Origin of the sequence: Streptomyces endophytica, from assembly GCF_026153355.1 — a bacterium.
Taxonomy (GTDB): Bacteria; Actinomycetota; Actinomycetes; order Streptomycetales; family Streptomycetaceae; genus Streptomyces; species Streptomyces endophytica.
On the sequence record NZ_CP110636.1, the window covers coordinates 3,551,085 to 3,569,635 of the forward strand.

Genomic DNA, 18,551 nt, shown 5'->3' on the forward strand with positions numbered 1-18,551 from the left:
CAGCGCATCGGGACGGCACACCCGGTCAGCACACGGGGGAAGGCACACCGGAAAAACCACACCGGGGGCACATCGGGGGCGTTTACGGACGCGGACGCGGACGTACGGCACCGCAACGAGGAGGAAGCAAGTGGTCGACGCACACCAGACGTTCGTCATCGTCGGGGTGGCCTGGCCGGGGCGAAGGCCGCGGAGACGCTCCGCTCCGAGGGCTTCACCGGCCGGGTGATCCTCATCTGTGACGAGCGCGACCACCCGTACGAGCGCCCGCCGCTCTCCAAGGGGTACCTGCTCGGCAAGGAGGAGCGCGACAGCGTCTTCATCCACGAACCCGCCTGGTACGCCCAGGCACACATCGAGCTCCACCTGGGCCAGCCCGCCGTCCACCTGGACCCGGCCGGCCGGACCGTCCGCCTGGGGGACGGCACCCTGATCGCCTACGACAAGCTGCTGCTGGCCACCGGCGCCGAACCGCGCCGCCTGGACATCCCCGGCACCGGCCTGGCCGGCGTGCACCACCTGCGCCGCCTCGCCCACGCCGAACGGCTCCGCGGCGTCCTGGCGTCCCTCGGTCGGGACAACGGACAGCTGGTCATCGCGGGCGCCGGCTGGATCGGCCTGGAGGTCGCCGCCGCGGCCCGCTCCTACGGCGCCGAGGTCACCGTCGTCGAACCCGCGCCCACCGCCCTGCACGGCATCCTCGGCCCCGAACTCGGCGCGCTCTTCACCGACCTGCACCGCGAACACGGCGTCCGCTTCCACTTCGGTGCCCGCCTCACCGAAATCGTCGGCCAGGACGGCATGGTCCTCGCCGTCCGCACCGACGACGGCGAGGAACACCCCGCCCACGACGTGCTCGCCGCGATCGGCGCCGCCCCGCGCACCGCCCTCGCCGAACAGGCCGGCCTCGACCTCGCCGAGCCCGGCACCGGCGGCGGCATCGCCGTCGACGCGGCGCTGCGCACCTCCGACCCGTACGTTTACGCCGCCGGTGACGTCGCCGCCGCCGACCACCCCCTCCTCGACACCCGCATCCGGGTCGAGCACTGGGCCAACGCCCTCAACGGCGGCCCGGCCGCCGCCCGCGCCATGCTCGGCCAGGACATCAGCTACGACCGCGTCCCGTACTTCTTCTCCGACCAGTACGACGTCGGAATGGAGTACTCCGGCTACGCCCCGCCCGGCTCGTACGCCCAGGTCGTCTGCCGCGGCGACGTCGCCAAGCGGGAGTTCGTCGCCTTCTGGCTCGCCGCCGACGGCCGGCTGCTGGCGGGCATGAACGTCAATGTCTGGGACGTCGCCGACACCATCCAGCAACTCATCCGCAGCGGCGCCCCGTTGGAGCCCGCCGCGCTGGCCGATCCGGATGTTCCGCTCGCCTCGCTGCTCCCGTAGCGTGCGCGTATGACGCAGAGCCCCAGCGGCCCCAGCGGCCACTCCCGCCCCGCCGGCCCCGGCGCCCCGGACACCGTCACCCTCGACGACGTCCGGGACGCCGCCCGGCGGCTGGCGGGCGTGGCCCACCGCACGCCCGTCCTGCGCTCCCGCACCCTCGACGCGCTGGCCGGCACCGAGGCCCACCTCAAGTGCGAGAACTTCCAGCGCATCGGCGCCTTCAAGTTCCGCGGCGCCTACAACGCCCTCTCCCGGCTCGCCCCCGAACAGCTCGCCCGGGAGTGGTCGCCTACTCCTCCGGCAACCACGCCCAGGCCGTCGCCCTCGCCGCCCGCGAACTGGGCAGCCACGCCGTCATCGTGATGCCCGAGGACTCCCCGCGCTCCAAGACGGACGCCACCGCCGGCTACGGCGCCGAGATCGTCCGCTACGACCGCTACACCGGCGACCGCGCCGCCCTCGCCCAGCAGCTCGCCGAGGACCGCGGACTGGCCCTGATCCCGCCGTACGAGCACCCGCACATCATCGCCGGCCAGGGCACCGCCGCCCTGGAACTGCTGGAGGAGACCGGTCCGCTCGACGCGCTCCTGGTGCCCGTCGGAGGCGGCGGCCTGATGGCCGGCTCGGCCACCGCCGCCACCGCCCTCGCCCCCGGCATCCGCATGATCGGCGTCGAGCCGGAGGCCGGCGACGACACCCGGCGCTCACTGGCCGCCGGCCACCCCGTCACCGTCCCCGTCCCGCGCACCATCGCCGACGGCCAGGCCGTCGACACCCCCGGCGCCCTGACCTTCGCGATCAACCGGCGCCTCATCGACTCGGTGGTCCTGGTCAGCGACGACGAGATCCGCGCGGCCATGGCGTTCGCCTTCGAACGGCTCAAGATCGTCACCGAGCCCAGCGGCGCCAGTGCCCTGGCCGTCCTCCTCACCGGCCGGGCCGGCCCGCTCCCGCCCCGCACCGGCGTGATCATCTCCGGCGGCAACATCGGCCTCGACCGGTTCCTGGCGGTGATGGCGGGCGCCGGCGGATGAGGGCCTTCCGCACGGACCCGGCCGGGCCCGACCCGACCTGGCCGGCCCGACCCGGCCGGGATGACCTGGGCCGATGCCCGCCGCCCCGCGCCCTGGCCGCCCGGCCCCGACGCGCACCCGGCCAGGACTGTCCGACCCCGGCCGTAGAATTCACGCGTGGCAGGCAGGATCAACGATGACGATGTGAAGGCGGTACGGGACGCGGTCCCGATCGACGCCGTCGTGTCCGAGTACCTCCAGCTCCGCAACGCCGGCGGCGGCAACCTGAAGGGCCTCTGCCCCTTCCACGACGAGAAGTCCCCGTCCTTCCACGTCAGCCCCGCCAAGGGCCTCTACCACTGCTTCGGCTGCCAGGAGGGCGGCGACACCGTCGACTTCATCATGAAGATCGACCACCTCTCCTTCGCCGAGACCATCGAGCGCCTCGCCTCCCAGGCCGGCATCACCCTGCGCTACGAAGAGGGCGGCTACACCCCAGGCCGCCAGCAGGGCGAGCGCACCCGCCTGGTGGAGGCCCACAAGGCCGCCGCCCAGTTCTACGTCGAGCAGCTCGACAGCCCGGAGGCCGAGATCGGCCGCCGGTTCCTCGCCGAGCGCGGCTTCGACCAGTCCGCCGCCCAGCACTTCGGCGTCGGCTACAGCCCGGCCGGCTGGGACCACCTCACCCGCTTCCTGCGCGGCCGCGGCTTCAGCGACAAGGAGCTGATCGTCTCCGGCCTCTCCCAGGACAGCCGCAGCGGCAAGCCCATCGACCGCTTCCGCGGCCGCCTGATGTGGCCGATCCGCGACATCGCCGGCGAGGTCGTCGGCTTCGGCGCCCGCAAGCTCCGCGACGACGACAACGGCCCCAAGTACCTCAACACCCCCGAGACCCCCCTCTACCGCAAGTCCCAGGTCCTCTACGGCATCGACCTCGCCAAGAAGGAGATCGCCAAGGGCAACCGCGCCGTGGTCGTCGAGGGCTACACCGACGTCATGGCCTGCCACCTGGCCGGCGTCACCACCGCCATCGCCACCTGCGGCACGTCCTTCGGCGAGGGCCACATCAAGATCCTCCGCCGGCTGCTGATGGACAACTCCGGCTCCGAGGTCGTCTTCACCTTCGACGGCGACGCCGCGGGCCAGAAGGCCGCCCTGCGCGCCTTCGAGGACGACCAGAAGTTCGCCGCGCAGACCTCCATCGCCATCACCCCCGGCGGCATGGACCCCTGCGACCTGCGGCTCAACAAGGGCGACGACGCCGTCGCCGACCTCGTCGAGTCCCGTACGCCGCTCTTCGAGTTCGCGCTGCGGCACGTCGTCTCCCGGCACAACCTCGACACCGCCGTCGGCCGGGCCGCCGCGCTCGACGAGGCCGCGCCCATCGTCGCCCACATCAAGAACAACTCCATCCAGCACGAGAGCGCCGTCCAGCTCGCCGGCATGCTCGGCATCCTGGACACCCAGTTCGTGGTCAAGCGGGTCGCCCAGCTCGCCCGCTGGGCCCGCGAACGCGGCCGCGACGGCACCGGCCCCGACCAGGGCCGCCGGCCCCGCCCCGGCGCGGCCCCCTCCGCCCCCGAACAGTCCGGCCCGGCCGTCCCCCGCGGCCCCGCGCTCAACCTCCGCAGCCCCGCCCACCGCGTCGAGCGGGAGCTCCTCAAGCTGGCCCTGCAGCGCCCCGACCTGGTCTCCCCGGCCTTCGACGCCTACGGCGCCGACGAGTTCACCGCGCCGCCCTACGCCGTGGTCCGCCAGTGCATCGAGGAGGCCGGCGGCGCCACGGCCGGCGCCGCCGACAACGGCTACGTCGCCCGGGTGCGCGAGGCCGCCCCGGACGACACCGTCCGCGCGATGGTCACCGAGCTCACCGTCGAGCCCCTGCACACCCGCCGCGACCCCGACGAGGCCTACGCCGGCGTCCAGTTGGTCGCGGTCCGCCTCGCCGCCGTCAACCAACGCGTCACCGAAATCCGCGGCACCCTCCAGCGCCTCGGCCCCCGCGCCGACCCCGACCACCTGGCCGCAGTCCAGAACGAACTCTGGGTCCTCCAGCAATACGGCCAATCCCTCCGCGAACGCGGCTACGCGGCGCTGTAGGACATGGCCAGAAGGCCGCCGCGGCCAGACGGCTGAGGCGGCCAGGCGGCTGACGCGCCTACCTGCTGCGAGGCTCCGCGCCCCTGGGCGACTACGCGGCTCCGCGCGGGCGAGGCGCCGCCCCTGCGCCCGCGGCTCCGTGCCGGCGGGGCTCCGCCCCTGCGCGACTACGCGGCTCCGCTCCGGCGAGGCTCCGTGCCGGCGAGGCTCTGCGCCGTGCGACCGCGGCTCCTCAACTCCGCGTGGCCGTGCCGGAATACCCCACCACCCCGCCACGTTGTGGCCCCGCAGGGGGCCCTCGCGACCCCTACGGGAGGCGTTCGACCGCCCCTAGGGCCCCGCCCCCACCCCGCCCTCCACCGCCCCCGCCACCCCGCCCCCGACGCCCCCCAGCCACCCCGTAACACCCCGCGGTAGCCGTCCGGTCACGGACCGGACTCAAAAAGTGGTCGCACGCCCCTCGTGGCGGGAGTGTGTCGTACTCCACACTGAGGAGCGGTGCCTGAGTCCTCGGAGCGCGGCGGGTCCGGTCGTACGCCACCGGAAACCCCCGCGGAACCGCTCTTGACGTACGGGACGGACGGCGGCTCGGCCGCAACCGTACCCGGCCTTTCTGCCGCCACAGCAGCGATCACCCTGGAGGTCGCCCCCGTGCAGACCCAGACCCTCGCCGACGCGCCGGCCGCCGCCCCGCAGCTCCCGCCGCCCGTCGCGCCACCAGCCGCGGAGCCGGTCGCCGGGCCGCTGCTCGATCCGTCCGACGAGCCCCTCACGGTCCCGCAGCAGGCCGAACCCCCGGCCGCCGAAATGCTCCTGACCCTCGCCCCGGACGTCCTCGGCCCCGGCACCGCCCCCGACCCGGAGCACGGACCGGCCCTCCCCGCCGGCCCGGCAGCAGACGTAGACGCAGAAGCAGACGCAGAAACAGACGCAGAGGCGGAAACGGAAGCCGACCCGGAAGCGCAAGCGGAAGCCGCACCGGAACCCGGGCCGGCGCCAGAGCCAGGGCGAGAGCCCGCATCCGAGCCCGGCCCCGCGCCCCGTGCCGACACCAGCAGCGGCCCCTCCTCCGACCTCTTCCGCCAGTACCTCCGCGAGATCGGCCGGATCCCGCTGCTCACCGCCGCCGAGGAGGTCGAACTCGCCCGCCGCGTCGAGGCCGGTCTGTTCGCCGAGGAGAAGCTCACCAACACCCCCGACCTGTCCTCCCAACTCGCCTACGACCTCGACCAGTTGGTGGTCCTCGGCCGGATGGCCAAGCGCCGGCTCATCGAGGCCAACCTCCGCCTGGTGGTCTCCGTCGCCAAGCGCTACGTCGGCCGCGGCCTGACCATGCTCGACCTCGTCCAGGAGGGCAACCTCGGGCTGATCCGCGCCGTCGAGAAGTTCGACTACGCCCGCGGCTACAAGTTCTCCACCTACGCCACCTGGTGGATCCGCCAGGCGATGTCCCGCGCCCTGGCCGACCAGGCCAGAACCATCCGCGTCCCGGTCCACGTCGTCGAGCTGATCAACCGCGTGGTGCGGGTCCAGCGCCGGATGCTCCAGGAACGCGGCTACGAACCGACGCCCGAGGAGGTCGCCGCCCACCTCGACCTGACCGGGGAACGGGTCAGCGAGGTGCTCCGGCTGGCCCAGGAACCGGTCTCGCTGCACGCCCCGGTCGGCGAGGAGGAGGACGTCGCGCTCGGCGACCTCATCGAGGACGGCGACGCCGCCTCACCCGTCGAATCCGCCGCGTTCCTGCTGCTCCGCGAGCACCTCGACGCGGTGCTGTCCACGCTCGGCGAACGCGAACGCAAGGTCGTCCAGCTCCGCTACGGCCTGGCCGACGGCCGCCCCCGCACGCTGGAGGAGATCGGCCGGATCTTCGGCGTGACCCGCGAACGGATACGGCAGATCGAGTCCAAGACCCTCAACAAACTCCGCGACCACGCCTTCGCCGACCAGCTCCGCGGCTACCTGGACTGAGCCGCACCCGACGGAGCCACCCCGACCGTGCACGGCCCGGACCGGCACCACCACGGTGCGCCCGCGGCCGGCGCGCCGACAGGGCCCGCGCCGATACGGGCTGCGCACCGCACACGCCTCCCGTTCACGCCGCCCGTTCACGCCTCCCGCTCACACCTCGCGCTGGAACGCCCCCGGATGGGTCTCGTCCCGCACCGCCGCGTACTGCTGACGCACGGCCTGGCCGACCGGCAGTTCGTCGCCCGGTTCGAAGACCTGGCTCGCGGCGGCCGGCCACTGCGGCGGATCGACCCAGGCGGACCCGCCGCCCGGTGCGGCCGGTGCCCCGGCGGCCGGCGTGAGCGTGCCGTGCGCCACCCCCCACGCCCAGGCCGCCTGCCGCGCCGCGCCCAGCGCCGCGTACTCGGCCGGCTGCGGCACCACGACCTGCACCCCGAACAGCGCCGGCGCGATGGTCTGCACCGCCGCCAGCTCCGCCGCCGCACCCAGCAGGAACACCCGGCGCACCGCCACGCCCCGCCCGCGCAGCACGTCCAGCGCGTCGGCGAGCCCGCAGAGCATGCCCTCGACGGCGGCCCGCGCCAGATGCTCCGGCTTCATCGACTCACGCCGTATCCCGTGCAACGACCCGGCGGTGTGCGGCAGATGAGGCGTCCGCTCGCCCTCCAGATAGGGCAGCAGCACCATGCCGTACGCACCGGGCGACGACTTCAGCGCCAGGTCGGACAGGCCCTGGAGGTCCGTCCCCAGCATCTCCGCGGCGCCCCGCAGCACCCGTACCGCGTTGCTGGTGTGCACCACCGGCAGATGCCGTCCGGTGGCGTCGGCGAACGAGGTGATCGTGCCGCTCGGGTCGACCAGCGCCTCGTGGTGGATGCCGAACACCGACCCCGAGGCGCCCAGCGACATCACGGCGTCGCCCTCGCCGACGCCCAGCCCGAACGCGGCCGCCATGGTCTCGCCCGTACCGGCCGAGATCAGCAGCCCCTCCGGGGTGAACCCGGCGGTCCCGGACGGACCCAGCACCTCCGGCAGCCGCACCTGATGGCCCAGCGACAGCTCGACCAGATCCGGCCGGTACGAGGCGGTCTCCGCCGACCAGTACCCGGTGCCCGAGGCCGCGCCCCGGTCCGTGGTCCGCCGCGCCGGCCGCCCCAGCAGCTGCCACACCAGCCAGTCGTGCGGCTGCATGACCTCCGCCACCCGGGCCGCGTGCTCCGGCTCGCTACGCGCCAGCCAGCGCAGCTTGGTCACCGGGTGCGCGGCCTGCGGCACCGCCCCGACGGCCTGCGCCCAGGCGGTACGGCCGCCCAGCGAGTCCAGCAGGTCGGCCGCCGCGCTCTGGGCCCGCTTGTCGTTGCCGACCAGCGCCGGCCGGACGAGGTTGCCCTCGGCGTCCAGCGGCAGCATCCCGTGCTGCTGCGCCGCGACCCCGATGGCCTGTACGCCCTCCAGCAGCCCGTTCCCCGCCGCCTCCCCGAGTGACATCAGCCACGCCTGCGGGTCGACGTCCGGTCCCTTCTCGACCGGGTGCGGGGCATACCCCTGCCTGATGACGGCGCCCGTGTCCGCGTCGCAGACGACGATCCGTGTGCTCTCGGACGAACTGTCCAATCCGGCGACTATCCCCATGGCCCCAGATGATGCCCCATGGGACGCATAGGGAAAGAGTCAGGGTTTGCCCCCGGCGACCGCCGCCCGCCGTCCACCTCGGATGCCGCCGGGCCCGGCCCCCTTCAGGTGTTACTGGTTCCCCACTCGTCCTCGTCCGCGGAACGCTGCTCCCGCAGGGAACGCACCCGGTCGCTCACGGACGCCGGAAGCCGGTCCTCGACCTTGGCCGAGACCTTCCCGAACGCCTTGGCCGCCGCGTCCCGCCCGGTCAGCGCCACCGACTCGGCGCTGTTACGGACGGCCGGGTTCTGCGTGACCCGCTGGGCGGCCTTGCGGAGCTGCTCGTACCGTTCCCGGCCGGCCCGTGCGCCGAGCACGTACCCCGTGGCCAGTCCCGCGATGAAAGTGAGCCGGTAGCGCATCGCTCCACCTTTCCCTGTGTTCGGTCCCGTCCGGTGCCGGTACGCACCGGGATGCCGGGCTGTGCCGCGCGCCTACCCTCCGGGGCCGGAGATCACCCGAGGTGACCTGAGGCGATACCGATTGGCGGAGCACCCCCCTGCTTGCGCTAATGTATGTGTCGCAGCGAGCGCCCGCCGTCCGGAGGCCCGGACAGCGACGCATTCGAGGCACACGGAGCAATCCCCTGTAGCTCAATTGGCAGAGCAGCCGGCTGTTAACCGGCAGGTTACTGGTTCGAGTCCAGTCGGGGGAGCTCAATCCCCTGTAGCTCAATTGGCAGAGCATTCGGCTGTTAACCGGAGGGTTACTGGTTCGAGTCCAGTCGGGGGAGCAGATCGAGGAAGGGTCCCGGAAGGGGCCCTTTTTCGTGTGCCGTGGAACCGAAACCCCGGTGATCGAAGTCCTCTTGGGCATGCGTGGTCGCGGAACGGCGGCCCTCACGGGCAGCAGATCGTATGAGCGGCTATGCTGCGGCAGACGGCGCGCACAAATGTGCGCGACGCGCCGTGAGGGGGCGGTAGCTCAGCCGGTTAGAGCAGCGGACTCATAATCCGTCGGCCGTGGGTTCGAGTCCCACCCGCCCCACCGCAGCATCCAGGGCGAGACCCTCTTCGCCCGGAGAACGGGTCCACCGCCACGGCGTGGTGGTCCCGTTCGCTCGCCCGGACCAAGATCCAGAGGCCCTACGGGGGCCTGAGGTCCCGTCCGGGGCACGAGGGGCCGGTGCGGCTTCCTGAGCAGGTGCTCGATCGTCCTCACCGGCCGCGGAAGAGAAGTGATCTGCCGCGAGCGTCGGCTCACCCGGAGGGCGACCCACCGAACACCGCCCGGGTGTCTCGCGTCCGGCCCCGCACCGTGGCCGGAGCTGTGGGGAGAGGGCATGTTTGACCTCACTGGGAGCCGTGCTTACGCTCGAAAGTGACATCTGCTTGAGGTTGCAACGATGTCCGCGCAGCAGGTTTCGAATCCTGCTATGTCGCCTCCCTACGGTGCGTCAGGGCCTCGCGCGTTCCCGGCGCACGGTGGTGAGGCCAGGGGAACTCACATCGACATGCCGATGCATCGGCAACGCACCAACCCCGAGAGGGACGATCATGCGCGCGAAGATCAGGTCCCACCGCATAGTCGCGGCACTGTGCGCAGTGCCCTTCCTCGTGCTCGCCGGAGCCGGCGCCGCCAGCGCGGCTCCCGCCGCCGCACCGGCGGCCGCACCCACCCACGCCTCCGCCCACGGATGGGGCTGTGACGACAACTGGCGCTGGGGTGGGGACTGCTACGACCACTTCGGCTACGACCACTTCGGCTACGGCCACGGAATCAGCGTCATCATCATCGGCTGACCATCCGAGCCGCTGGACGCCCGAAGACCTCCTACCCCAGGGGGCCGGCCCGCACGGGTCGGCCCCCTGTCGTCGTGCCGGGCCGCCGGACGTTGGCGACGCGTCCGGGCAGCGCCGATCGGCCACACGGGTCAGACGGCCGGTGCTGGGCTCCGGCCGGGGGCCGCGCGGGCGTCAGATGACCGGGGGGCGGCCGAGGCGGGTCATGCGCCAGACCGTGCGCCAGCGCATCGGGTGGCGTGGGCCGCAGGGGGTGCGGACGCCTTCGGCGAAGCCGGCGGCCCAGGCCCGTAGACCGGCGGCCGAGCGGCTGCGGACGGCCGTCAGTGCGGCCCATACGCCGAGGTAGACCGGCACCAGCAGGGCCGGGAGGTGCCGCTTGGCGAGCCAGACGCGGTTGCGGGCGACCATGCGGTGGTACACCGCGTGCCGGGTGGGTGAGGTGTACGGGTGCTGGAGCACGAGCTCCGGGGCGTAGCGGATGTGCCAGCCGTCGTCCAGGGCCCGCCAGGCGAGGTCGGTCTCCTCGTGTGCGTAGAAGAAGTCGTCCGGCCAGCCGCCGATGCGGTCCAGCATGGGCAGCGAGAGGGAGTGCCCGCCGCCGAGGAAGGTGGTGACCAGGCCGCCGCGCGCGGGGTCGCCGACCCGTAGGCGGGGGACGTGCCGGCGCTGGGTACGGCCCCGCTCGTCGGCGATGCGGAAGCTGACGATGCCCAACTGCGGGTCGGCGGAGTGCAGTTCGGCGAGCCGGCGGAAGACGTCGGGGCTGATCAGCAGGCCGTCGTCGTCGAGGTCGACCACCAGGTCGACGTCCCCGAGCTTGCGCAGTTCGTCCAGGGCCACGTTTCTGCCGCCGGCGACGCCGAGGTTCTCGCTCAGCTCGATCCCCACGGCGCCGTGCGGCAGGGGTGGCAGCGGCGAGCCGTTCCCGACCACCACGACGTGGGCCGGCGCGAGGTCCTGCTTGGCGACCGAATCCAGCAGGGCCCGGAGTTCGGCGGGGCGGTTTCCCATGGTGAGGATGGCGACGCCTACGCGCAGAGGGGGCACGGGCGGAGACTCCGTTCTCGGCGGTCCCCCGGAGTGTCCGGAGCGTGCGGTCCCGGTGATCCGCGGTGGTTCCGACGGGTCGTTCCGGGGGTTCCGGTGGGCGTTCCGGGGCGGTTCTGGTGGGACGTTCCGGGGCGTTCTGGGGGGGCGTTCCGGGCGAATCGTTCCGGATGGTAGTCGTCGGGCGGGACGGTTGCGGGCCACGGCACCGGTACGGCGACATTTCGTCCGGGGGAGGGCGGGCGCACGATGGAAGGGGTGGGGGAATCCGGGAACGACAGGGGGCGGAGGGAGGTATTCCTCATGATGGAGGTCAAACCGATCGACAAGCCCGATGAGCGGCGGGACTTTCCCCGGGGCCACCTGGAGGCCCTGCATCTGACCGGCCTGGACTTCGCGGTGGCCACGTTCGAGCCGGGCTGGCGCTGGTCGGAGTCGGTGGCCCCGATCGCCGGGACGGACAGCTGCGAGGTCCACCACAACGGCTTCGTGGTCCAGGGACGGATGCGCGTGCGGATGAACGACGGCGCGGAGACCGAGGTGGGGCCCGGCGACGTCTTCGTCTGCCCGGCCGGTCACGATGCCTGGGTGGTCGGCGACGAACAGGCCGTGGTGTACGACTTCGCGGGCGGTATGGCGAAGGACTATGCGAAGGAGTGAGCGCGGGAGCGCTGAAGTGATGGCCGTCGGCGGCCGGCTGCGCGTGAGCGCCTGACCCCGTTCCCCCTTCTCTCGGTATGCGGCATTCTGTTTCCATCCATCGGAATGCTTAGGGAGGCTGGGTCAGGCGTATGGCCATGCGTGGGAGCAGGAGCGGCGACGGCGGGCGTGCGGCGGGGGACTCCGGGATGACGCGGGAGGAGTTGCGCGGGGCACTCGATGCGTCCATGGCGCGGCTGGCCGGCACCGTCGCGGGGCTGACCGACCAACAGGTCGGCGGGGCGACACTGATCCCGCCGTGGACCCGGGGACATGTGCTGACCCATCTCGCGCGGGCCACCGACAGTCTTTGCCGGCTGCTGGAGGGCGCGCGTACGGGTGCGGCGATTCCGCAGTACCCGAGCATGGCGGCCCGCGCGGCGGAGATCGAGGCCGGGGCGGACCGCCCGGTGGCCGCGCTGGCGGAAGACCTGGCGGGGAGCGCGGAACGGTTCGCGACGGCCCTCCGGGCGCTGCCCGAAGCGGCGTGGCAGGCGCGGGTGCGGATGCGTACGGGGGAGACGCGGACGCCGGCCGGCCTGATGGAGACCCGGCTGCGCGAACTGGAGATTCACCACGCGGACCTGGACGCCGGCTACACCTTCGCGGACATCCCGGCGGGCACGGTGCGCTGGATCCTGGACGACATCGTCGCGGCCCTCGCCCGCCGGGAAGCGGATGCGGAGAAGGGTGCGGAAATGGGTGCGGGGGCGGATGGGGACGGTGCGGGGCGGGCGTCGGCGGTGCGGATCGAGGCGACGGACGCGGACTTCGCCCGCGCCATCGGGAGCGGCGACGGTGGCGAGGGCCCGGTCGTGCTGGGCCGATCGGCTGATCTGCTGGCCTGGCTGACGGGGCGCAGCCCGGCCGGGGCGGGGCTGGCCACCTCCGGCGGAGCGGGGGTGCCCTCGCCGCCGTATTGGATATGAGGCCGTCGGGCACGGGGAGGGCGGCCGCCGGCGTGTGTCTTCCCACGTGGATCGGGATGTCTAGGAATGCTGTCGGTGGGCAGGGGAGCGGGGCGGTCCGGCGTACGGATGCGCCGCGGCGTACCGAATGCGCCGCGGCGTGCGGAAACGTCACGGCGTACGGAATACCTGGCGGGGCGAACCCGTTTCCGCAGCCGGAGACCGCGCGAACAGCAGCACATCCTCGACAGAAGCAGGGAATACATGAGCACCGTTGAGCTCACCAAGGAAAACTTCGACGAGATCGTCTCCGGGAACGATTTCGTGCTGATCGACTTCTGGGCCGAGTGGTGCGGCCCCTGCAAGCAGTTCGGCCCGGTCTTCGAGCGCTCCTCGGAGAAGCACGACGACCTGATCTTCGCCAAGGTCGACACGGAGGCGCAGCCCGAGCTCGCGCAGGCCTTCCAGATCCAGTCCATCCCGACGGTGATGATCGTCCGGGACAACATCGCGGTGTTCGCCCAGCCGGGTGCGCTGCCCGAGGCGGCGCTGGAGGACGTGATCGGCCAGGCCCGTGCGCTGGACATGGACGAGGTCCGGGCGTCGGTCGCCGAGGCCCAGAACAGCGAGCAGGCGCAGGGCGGGGCGGCCCAGTAGGCTCAGGGCTCGTGAGCGAGCTACTTCTGGTCCGGCACGGCGAAACCGAGTGGAGCCGGGACGGCCGACACACCAGTTGGACCGACCTGCCGCTGACCTCCGTCGGTGAGGAGCAGGCCCGCGCACTGCGGCCGCTGCTGTCGGGCCGGAAGATCGCGCAGGTGCACGCCAGCCCGATGGTGCGGGCACTGCGCACCGCCGAGCTGGCGGGCCTCCCGCAGCCGCGGATAGACCCCGACCTGCGGGAATGGGACTACGGCGGCTACGAGGGCGTCGCCACCTCAGACATCCACCGCGGCCGGCCCGGCTGGTACCTCTTCTCCGACGGTGTCGTCCCCGGCCCCGACGGGCACACCGGCGAGTCGCCCGAGCAGGTCGGGGCGCGCGCCGACCGGGTGCTGGGCCGGCTCGACCCGGAACTGCGGGCCGGCCGGGGCGATGTGGTGCTGGTGGCGCACGCGCACTTCCTGCGGGTGCTGGCCGCCCGCCGGCTCGGGCTGCCGGCCGCCGCGGGCGGGCTGTTCACGTTCGAGACGGGCGCGGTCGGCGTCCTGGGGACGGAACACGACCGCCCGGCCGTGGTGGCGTGGAACACCCGTCATCCGTAACGGAACACCCGTCAGGGGACCCGGGTGTTCCCGCCTGTCCAAGGCGCCACCGGATCCAGCTTCTACGGGGCCATCGGATCCAGGTGGACCCGCCCCTTCTACGGCGCCATCGGATCCAGGTGCAGCGGCTGCACCTTGCCCTCGATCATCGCGCCCAGCCCCATCACCGCGCAGGTGTCGGGGCGGTCCGCGGTGTGCACCGGCATCGAGGTGGCCTGATGGATCATCGGCTCCAGGCCGGGGATCAGCGCGCTGCCCCCGGCGAGCACGATGCCGCGCTCGCCGAGGTCGGCGACCAGGTCGGGCGGGCAGCGGCGCAGCACGGCACTGATCCCGTCGAGGATCGCGGTCAGCGGCGTGGTGATGGCGTCCCGTACCCGCTCGGTGTCGATGTGCACCGAGCGCGCCATGCCGCTGACCACGTCCCGGCCGTGCACCTCGGTGGAGCCGGGGGTGAGCTCGTCCCCACCGGTGAGGATCAGGTGCAGCGGGCGTACGGACTGGCCCGCCAGCATCAGTTCGTGGTGCAGCCGCAGGTGCTGGACCACCGCGTGGTCGATGGCGTTGCCGCCCACCGGCACGTTCTCCGCGGCCACGATCGAGCCGAGCGAGAGCACCGCGACCTGCGTCGTCCCCGCACCGCACACCACGATCATGGTCGCCTCCGGCTGCTCCACCGGAAGCCCGGAGCCGACCGCGGCGGCCACCAGGGTGTCGACCAGTTCCACCCGGCGCGCGCCCAGCCCGGTGAGCGTCTCGACCGCGGCCCGCTGCGCCAGCGGCTCGCTCCCGTACGGCAGGCAGACCGCGGCCCGCATCGTGGGCCGGCGGCGCCAGGACTTGCGCAACTTGTCGCCGACCAGGGTGCGCAGCAGCCGCTGGGCCATGTCGATGTCGACGACGGTGCCGCCGGAGACCGGGCGCACCACCCGGATGTAGTCCGGGGTGCGGCCGTCCATCACCTCCGCCTGCGCGCCGACGGCCAGCAGCGCACCGGTACGGGTGTTGATGGCGGCGACGGTCGGTTCATCGACCACCAGCCCCTGGTTCTTCACATACACCCGGGTCCGGGCCGCACCGAGGTCGACGGCGGCCGAGCAGCGCCGCAGTTGGGCGAGGCTGATGGTCATGGGTGATTCCTCCCCGGTGGGCCGGTATGGACGAAAGCGCTCGTACGGCCCGTTCACCGGACCGCTGATACGGCCCGATCACACGGACCGCTCGTGCGCCATCCTCCGAGCGCCCGCACAACTCCGCCCGCCGAGAGCGTCCGGTCGGGGGACGGGCGGGGGCGGAACGGGGCGAACGGGTGACCGCGGGCGGGTGCGCGATCCGCTCAGTCGACCCGCCGCTGGTACAGCCCCCAGGTGAATTCCGCGATGAGATCCCGGGGCGTGCCGTCGGGCCCCGGGGCCTTGCAGGCCAGGCGCCAGCGGGTCGGGGCGCTGCCCTCCATCGGGCGGGCCGGGGGGAACGCGCGGGCGACCTCGTCGACCGTGCACGACCACGGAGCCAGGTCCGCGGTGGTGCGCAACTCGGGGGCGGCCGCTCCGGGGGCCCGGACGAGCCAGGCGTTCCAGACGGTGCCCCGGGCGGCGGTGAGTACCTCGAACCGCAGATCGGGCCAGAGCGGGACCGGCCAGAGCAGCGCCTCGCAGGTCAGATCGCCGATCCGGCGGGGGGTGACGGACTCGGGCGCACCCAGCAGCGCCCGGTACGGCTGGACACCGCCGGCCCGCGAGGCGTGCATCCGCGCCTGCCAGCGGCGGTTGGCCTCCCGCATCTGCGCCCGCGACGCCCCAGCTCCCGCAGCGCGTCCTCGACCAGGCCGGGGTGGTGATCGGCCATCCGGCGCAGCAGCACGAGCTGGAACGCCAGCGGTCCGGGCAGGTCGGAGGGGGTGCCGGAGCCGGCGGGCGGGTCATTGTCAGTGGTGGGGTTCATGATGGACATGGTCGTGGACGACGGGGGCCGCGGGGGGTCCGGGGCGCTCGCCGTCCGGAAGGAACAGCACGGAATTGACGTAGCGGCGGTGCGGGGCGAGGGAGCGCCTCAGCAGGCCGTGTTCGGCGACGTGGGAGGTGCGGGACTGATGGGCGGACAGATCGAAGTCGGCCAGTGGCAGCCAGCGGTCGTGCGGCAGGACCCAGCCGCGATAGCCGCGCGCCGCCGTCCAGTCCAGCACGGGCCGGAGCGGCTGGATGCGGTACTCCAACTCCACGAACAGCGCCGGGAGTTCCCGTTCGACGGTGCGCGCGGCGCCGCGCAGCACCGCCAGTTCGGCACCGTCCACGTCGATCTTGATGAGCGTCACGGACGCCAGACCGAGCGCGTCCAGCGGCAGGCAGGGCACGTCGAGGGCGGCCGTGTGCAGATCACGGCGGACGAGCGAGGAGACCCCGCGGTCGCCGCGGCCGTCCGGGGGCAGCCAGAGGGTGGCGCAGCCTGCGTGGTCGGCGGCCGCGGCGGAGAGCACCTCGACATGAGGGGGCGTCACGGACGCCAGCAGGCGGGCCAGATGGGGCACCGGCTCGAAGGTGACGACCCGGTCCGCGCGCCGGGCCAGCCGCCGGGTCCAGGGGCCGTACCACCCACCGACGTCGACGGCCGTACCCCCCGGCGGGCAGAAATCGCCGAGGCGCCGCAGCTCCGGCTCGAAGCGCGGATAGAGCCCGGCGGCCAGCGCCGACACCAGCCGGGCCGGCAGCCGGGGTCCCAGCCGCGCGGCCAGCGTCACGGCCGCGGCTCCTGGTCCGTGAGCCGGTGCAGCAGACGGGCGTGTTCGGCGTCGGTGACCTGTTCACCGGAGGAGGGGAGGAGCTGGGGGATGCCGTCGAGGATCGGATAGCGGCGGCGCAGCCGGGGGTTGTAGAGGAGGTCCTCGGGGGTGAGGAGGGCGAGCGGGCCCTTGTCGAGCGGACAGACGAGGATCTTGAGCAGCGGGTCATCGGGCTTCATGGCTCAACTCCGGGGAGTACGGGGGAGGTTGGTGCGGAGCTCCGGGCTCGGGGGATCGAGGGACGTAGGTACGGGGCCTCGGCGGCCCGGGGGACGGGAGGTGCGTCGTGACGCGGGAGTGCGAGCAGGACGGTCACCGCGACGGCGGTGCCGCCCAGCCGCAGCGCCAGCCGTAGCGGATCGGCGGGCAGCGGCTCGCCGAAGGCGACGGTGCCGCAGACGACGGTGAAGACACAGGTGACGGTGGTGCAGACCGGGACGATCACCGAGGCGCGGCAGCGCTGCAGCGCGGTCTGGGACAGCACCAGACCGGCCGCACCGGTGAAGAGCAGGAGGTAGGGGTACGGCGAACGGAACAGTTGCCCGGCGGCGGCCGGGACGTCATGCGTGGTGAGCAGGCCGGAGACGCCCTTGATGGCCAGTGAGCTGACGCCGTAGAGCAGGCCGACGGCCACCCCGTAGGGGACACCGGCGGTCGGCAGGCGGTGGCGGCGCCGGGCCCGCCGTTCTGCCGAGCGGTAGAGCAGCAGCCCGGCGGCCAGCGACGGGACGGCGATGACCAGCAGCGTCGCCGGCGGGGCGGTGCGGGCGACGGCCCGGGCGTCCTCGCCGCGGAGGGAGGCGACGACCAGGACGAGCGCGACGAGGATCGCCACGATGCTCTGCCGCTCCCGGCCACTGGTCCGTTCGCCGAGTACGACCGAGGAGAGGAGCAGCAACAGCACCAGGCCGGACACGAAGATGCCCTGCGCGGCGGCGAGCGGCAGGGTGCGGTAGACGGCCAGCTGGGCGGCGAACCCGGCGGCCAGCGCGAGCGAACCGCCCAGCCACAGCGGACTGGACAGGAGGTGACCGACGACCCGGGCGGGCTGCCGGGTGCTCAGCGCGGGCAGCGTCGCCAGCGCCCGCTTCTCCAGCACGAAGCCGGTGCTGTACAGGACGTTGGCGAGCAGCGCGGACGCCACGCCCCACCACGGCATCGACCTACTCCCTTCTCCGGCGGGCATGGGCGAGCAGGATCGAGGCCAGTGACGGGAGGTGGCACGCGGCCCGGTCGAGGGGGCGCAGCGGGCGCGGTACGTCGTGGTACGGCGCACCGGCGATCCGTACGACCTCGAAGCCGGACGCGGCCAGGAAGCCGCGGAGCGCGCGGGCGGTGTAGAGGCGCAGATGGCCGACGACCTGGGTGCCGGGCCGGCCGTGGATCCGGCGCATGCTCACCTCGGAGAAGACGGGCTGGACCCCGGCGAGCAGCAGCCCGCGGTTGTACCAGGCGGCGAGATTGGGGGTGGAGAGCAGCAGATGGCCGCCGGGGCGCAGCACCCGGTGCAGCTCGTCCAGTGCGGCATCGGGGTCGACGAGGTGCTCGACGACCTCGCTGAAGAGGGCGGCGTCGGCGGAGCCGGTCGCGAACGGCAGCCCGCCGTCGGTGAGTTCGCCGCGTACGACATACGGAAGACGGGCCTGGGCGCGGCGCAGCGCGTCCTGTGACCAGTCGACGCCGATGAGGCGGTGACCGGCCAGGACCTCCGCCGCGGTGGCGGCCGCGGTGCCGTCGCCGCAGCCGATGTCCAGCACCGTCGCGCCCGGCGCCCCGGCCCGTACGGGGCCCAGGGCGCGCGCCAGCAGCCGCGCCTGCCGCCGGCTGCGCCCGGCCCCGGACGCCACCGGCACGGCGGGATCTTCGTAGAAGTCCCGCAGGGTGGCTGCCCCGGCCGGGCTCACCGGGCGCCGCCCTCGGCCGGGGGCGCGGGTGGCGGCGCGACCGGTGGGGGC

15 protein-coding genes, 3 tRNA genes and 3 pseudogenes are annotated in these 18,551 nt (G+C 73.3%); 12 read left to right on the forward strand and 9 right to left on the reverse strand.

Going from position 1 to position 18,551, the window contains the following annotated elements:
- The first annotated feature begins 130 nt into the window (after positions 1 to 130).
- The 4 genes and pseudogenes from OJ254_RS15840 to OJ254_RS15855 all read left to right on the forward strand — a co-directional run bounded on the left by OJ254_RS15840 (position 131) and on the right by OJ254_RS15855 (position 6,479).
- Positions 131 to 1,395: pseudogene (locus OJ254_RS15840) on the forward strand (NAD(P)/FAD-dependent oxidoreductase).
- A gap of 9 nt (positions 1,396 to 1,404) precedes the next feature.
- Positions 1,405 to 2,429 (forward strand): annotated as a pseudogene (locus tag OJ254_RS15845) (pyridoxal-phosphate dependent enzyme).
- A 156-nt stretch (positions 2,430 to 2,585) separates the two neighbouring features.
- Positions 2,586 to 4,508 carry a DNA primase gene (gene dnaG, locus OJ254_RS15850; RefSeq protein ID WP_265362848.1) on the forward strand — a complete coding sequence of 641 codons (1,923 nt, stop codon included), beginning with the start codon at positions 2,586 to 2,588 and terminating at the stop codon, positions 4,506 to 4,508.
- 564 nt (positions 4,509 to 5,072) lie between these two features.
- Positions 5,073 to 6,479: an RNA polymerase sigma factor gene (locus OJ254_RS15855; protein ID WP_265362849.1), complete on the forward strand. Its 1,407-nt coding sequence runs from the start codon at positions 5,073 to 5,075 to the stop codon at positions 6,477 to 6,479.
- A gap of 150 nt (positions 6,480 to 6,629) precedes the next feature.
- On the opposite strand, the gene OJ254_RS15860 is transcribed toward OJ254_RS15855, so the two are convergent.
- On the reverse strand, positions 6,630 to 8,111 hold the full coding sequence (locus OJ254_RS15860) for an FGGY family carbohydrate kinase (RefSeq protein WP_265362850.1): 1,482 nt from the start codon (positions 8,109 to 8,111) through the stop codon (positions 6,630 to 6,632).
- A 104-nt stretch (positions 8,112 to 8,215) separates the two neighbouring features.
- Positions 8,216 to 8,515 (reverse strand): hypothetical protein, encoded by a 300-nt coding sequence (locus OJ254_RS15865; protein WP_030416956.1) that lies wholly within the window; start codon positions 8,513 to 8,515, stop codon positions 8,216 to 8,218.
- A 220-nt stretch (positions 8,516 to 8,735) separates the two neighbouring features.
- Here OJ254_RS15865 and OJ254_RS15870 point away from each other — a divergent pair.
- The 4 genes from OJ254_RS15870 (at position 8,736) to OJ254_RS15885 (ending at position 9,895) form a co-directional block, all read left to right on the forward strand.
- A tRNA-Asn gene (locus OJ254_RS15870) sits at positions 8,736 to 8,808 on the forward strand.
- A 5-nt stretch (positions 8,809 to 8,813) separates the two neighbouring features.
- Positions 8,814 to 8,886, forward strand: a tRNA-Asn gene (locus OJ254_RS15875).
- A gap of 180 nt (positions 8,887 to 9,066) precedes the next feature.
- Positions 9,067 to 9,140: transfer RNA gene (locus OJ254_RS15880), tRNA-Ile, on the forward strand.
- A gap of 509 nt (positions 9,141 to 9,649) precedes the next feature.
- Positions 9,650 to 9,895 (forward strand): hypothetical protein, encoded by a 246-nt coding sequence (locus OJ254_RS15885; RefSeq protein WP_265362851.1) that lies wholly within the window; start codon positions 9,650 to 9,652, stop codon positions 9,893 to 9,895.
- 174 nt (positions 9,896 to 10,069) lie between these two features.
- Here the strand turns inward: OJ254_RS15885 and OJ254_RS15890 are convergent, their stop codons facing one another.
- The gene (locus tag OJ254_RS15890; RefSeq protein ID WP_265362852.1) at positions 10,070 to 10,945 is read right to left on the reverse strand and encodes a glycosyltransferase family 2 protein; all 876 of its coding nucleotides are present in this window, start codon (positions 10,943 to 10,945) and stop codon (positions 10,070 to 10,072) included.
- A 303-nt stretch (positions 10,946 to 11,248) separates the two neighbouring features.
- Between OJ254_RS15890 and OJ254_RS15895 the strand changes: the two genes are divergently transcribed.
- The 4 genes from OJ254_RS15895 (at position 11,249) to OJ254_RS15910 (ending at position 13,817) form a co-directional block, all read left to right on the forward strand.
- Positions 11,249 to 11,605 carry a cupin domain-containing protein gene (locus tag OJ254_RS15895; RefSeq protein WP_265362853.1) on the forward strand — a complete coding sequence of 119 codons (357 nt, stop codon included), beginning with the start codon at positions 11,249 to 11,251 and terminating at the stop codon, positions 11,603 to 11,605.
- A 188-nt stretch (positions 11,606 to 11,793) separates the two neighbouring features.
- Positions 11,794 to 12,573, forward strand: a complete 780-nt coding sequence (locus tag OJ254_RS15900) for a maleylpyruvate isomerase family mycothiol-dependent enzyme (RefSeq protein ID WP_265362854.1) — start codon at positions 11,794 to 11,796, stop codon at positions 12,571 to 12,573.
- Between the two features lie 108 nt (positions 12,574 to 12,681).
- Complete coding sequence (gene trxA, locus OJ254_RS15905) at positions 12,682 to 13,209, forward strand: thioredoxin (RefSeq protein WP_265365174.1); 528 nt, start codon at positions 12,682 to 12,684, stop codon at positions 13,207 to 13,209.
- An 11-nt stretch (positions 13,210 to 13,220) separates the two neighbouring features.
- On the forward strand, positions 13,221 to 13,817 hold the full coding sequence (locus tag OJ254_RS15910) for a histidine phosphatase family protein (protein WP_265362855.1): 597 nt from the start codon (positions 13,221 to 13,223) through the stop codon (positions 13,815 to 13,817).
- A gap of 98 nt (positions 13,818 to 13,915) precedes the next feature.
- On the opposite strand, the gene OJ254_RS15915 is transcribed toward OJ254_RS15910, so the two are convergent.
- The 6 genes and pseudogenes from OJ254_RS15915 to OJ254_RS15940 form a co-directional block, all read right to left on the reverse strand.
- Complete coding sequence (locus OJ254_RS15915) at positions 13,916 to 14,947, reverse strand: rod shape-determining protein (RefSeq protein WP_265362856.1); 1,032 nt, start codon at positions 14,945 to 14,947, stop codon at positions 13,916 to 13,918.
- A gap of 206 nt (positions 14,948 to 15,153) precedes the next feature.
- A pseudogene (locus tag OJ254_RS15920) lies at positions 15,154 to 15,761 on the reverse strand (hypothetical protein).
- Complete coding sequence (locus OJ254_RS15925) at positions 15,745 to 16,554, reverse strand: FkbM family methyltransferase (RefSeq protein ID WP_265362857.1); 810 nt, start codon at positions 16,552 to 16,554, stop codon at positions 15,745 to 15,747. Before OJ254_RS15925 ends, OJ254_RS15920 begins: the two are co-directional and overlap by 17 nt.
- Positions 16,551 to 16,775 (reverse strand): Trm112 family protein, encoded by a 225-nt coding sequence (locus tag OJ254_RS31640; protein ID WP_265362858.1) that lies wholly within the window; start codon positions 16,773 to 16,775, stop codon positions 16,551 to 16,553. Before OJ254_RS31640 ends, OJ254_RS15925 begins: the two co-directional genes overlap by 4 nt.
- Entirely contained in the window at positions 16,772 to 17,755 is a 984-nt protein-coding gene (locus OJ254_RS15935) for a DMT family transporter (protein WP_265362859.1), read from the reverse strand. Before OJ254_RS15935 ends, OJ254_RS31640 begins: the two co-directional genes overlap by 4 nt.
- A 4-nt stretch (positions 17,756 to 17,759) precedes the next feature.
- Entirely contained in the window at positions 17,760 to 18,500 is a 741-nt protein-coding gene (locus OJ254_RS15940; RefSeq protein WP_265362860.1) for a class I SAM-dependent methyltransferase, read from the reverse strand.
- Positions 18,501 to 18,551: the final 51 nt, after the last annotated feature.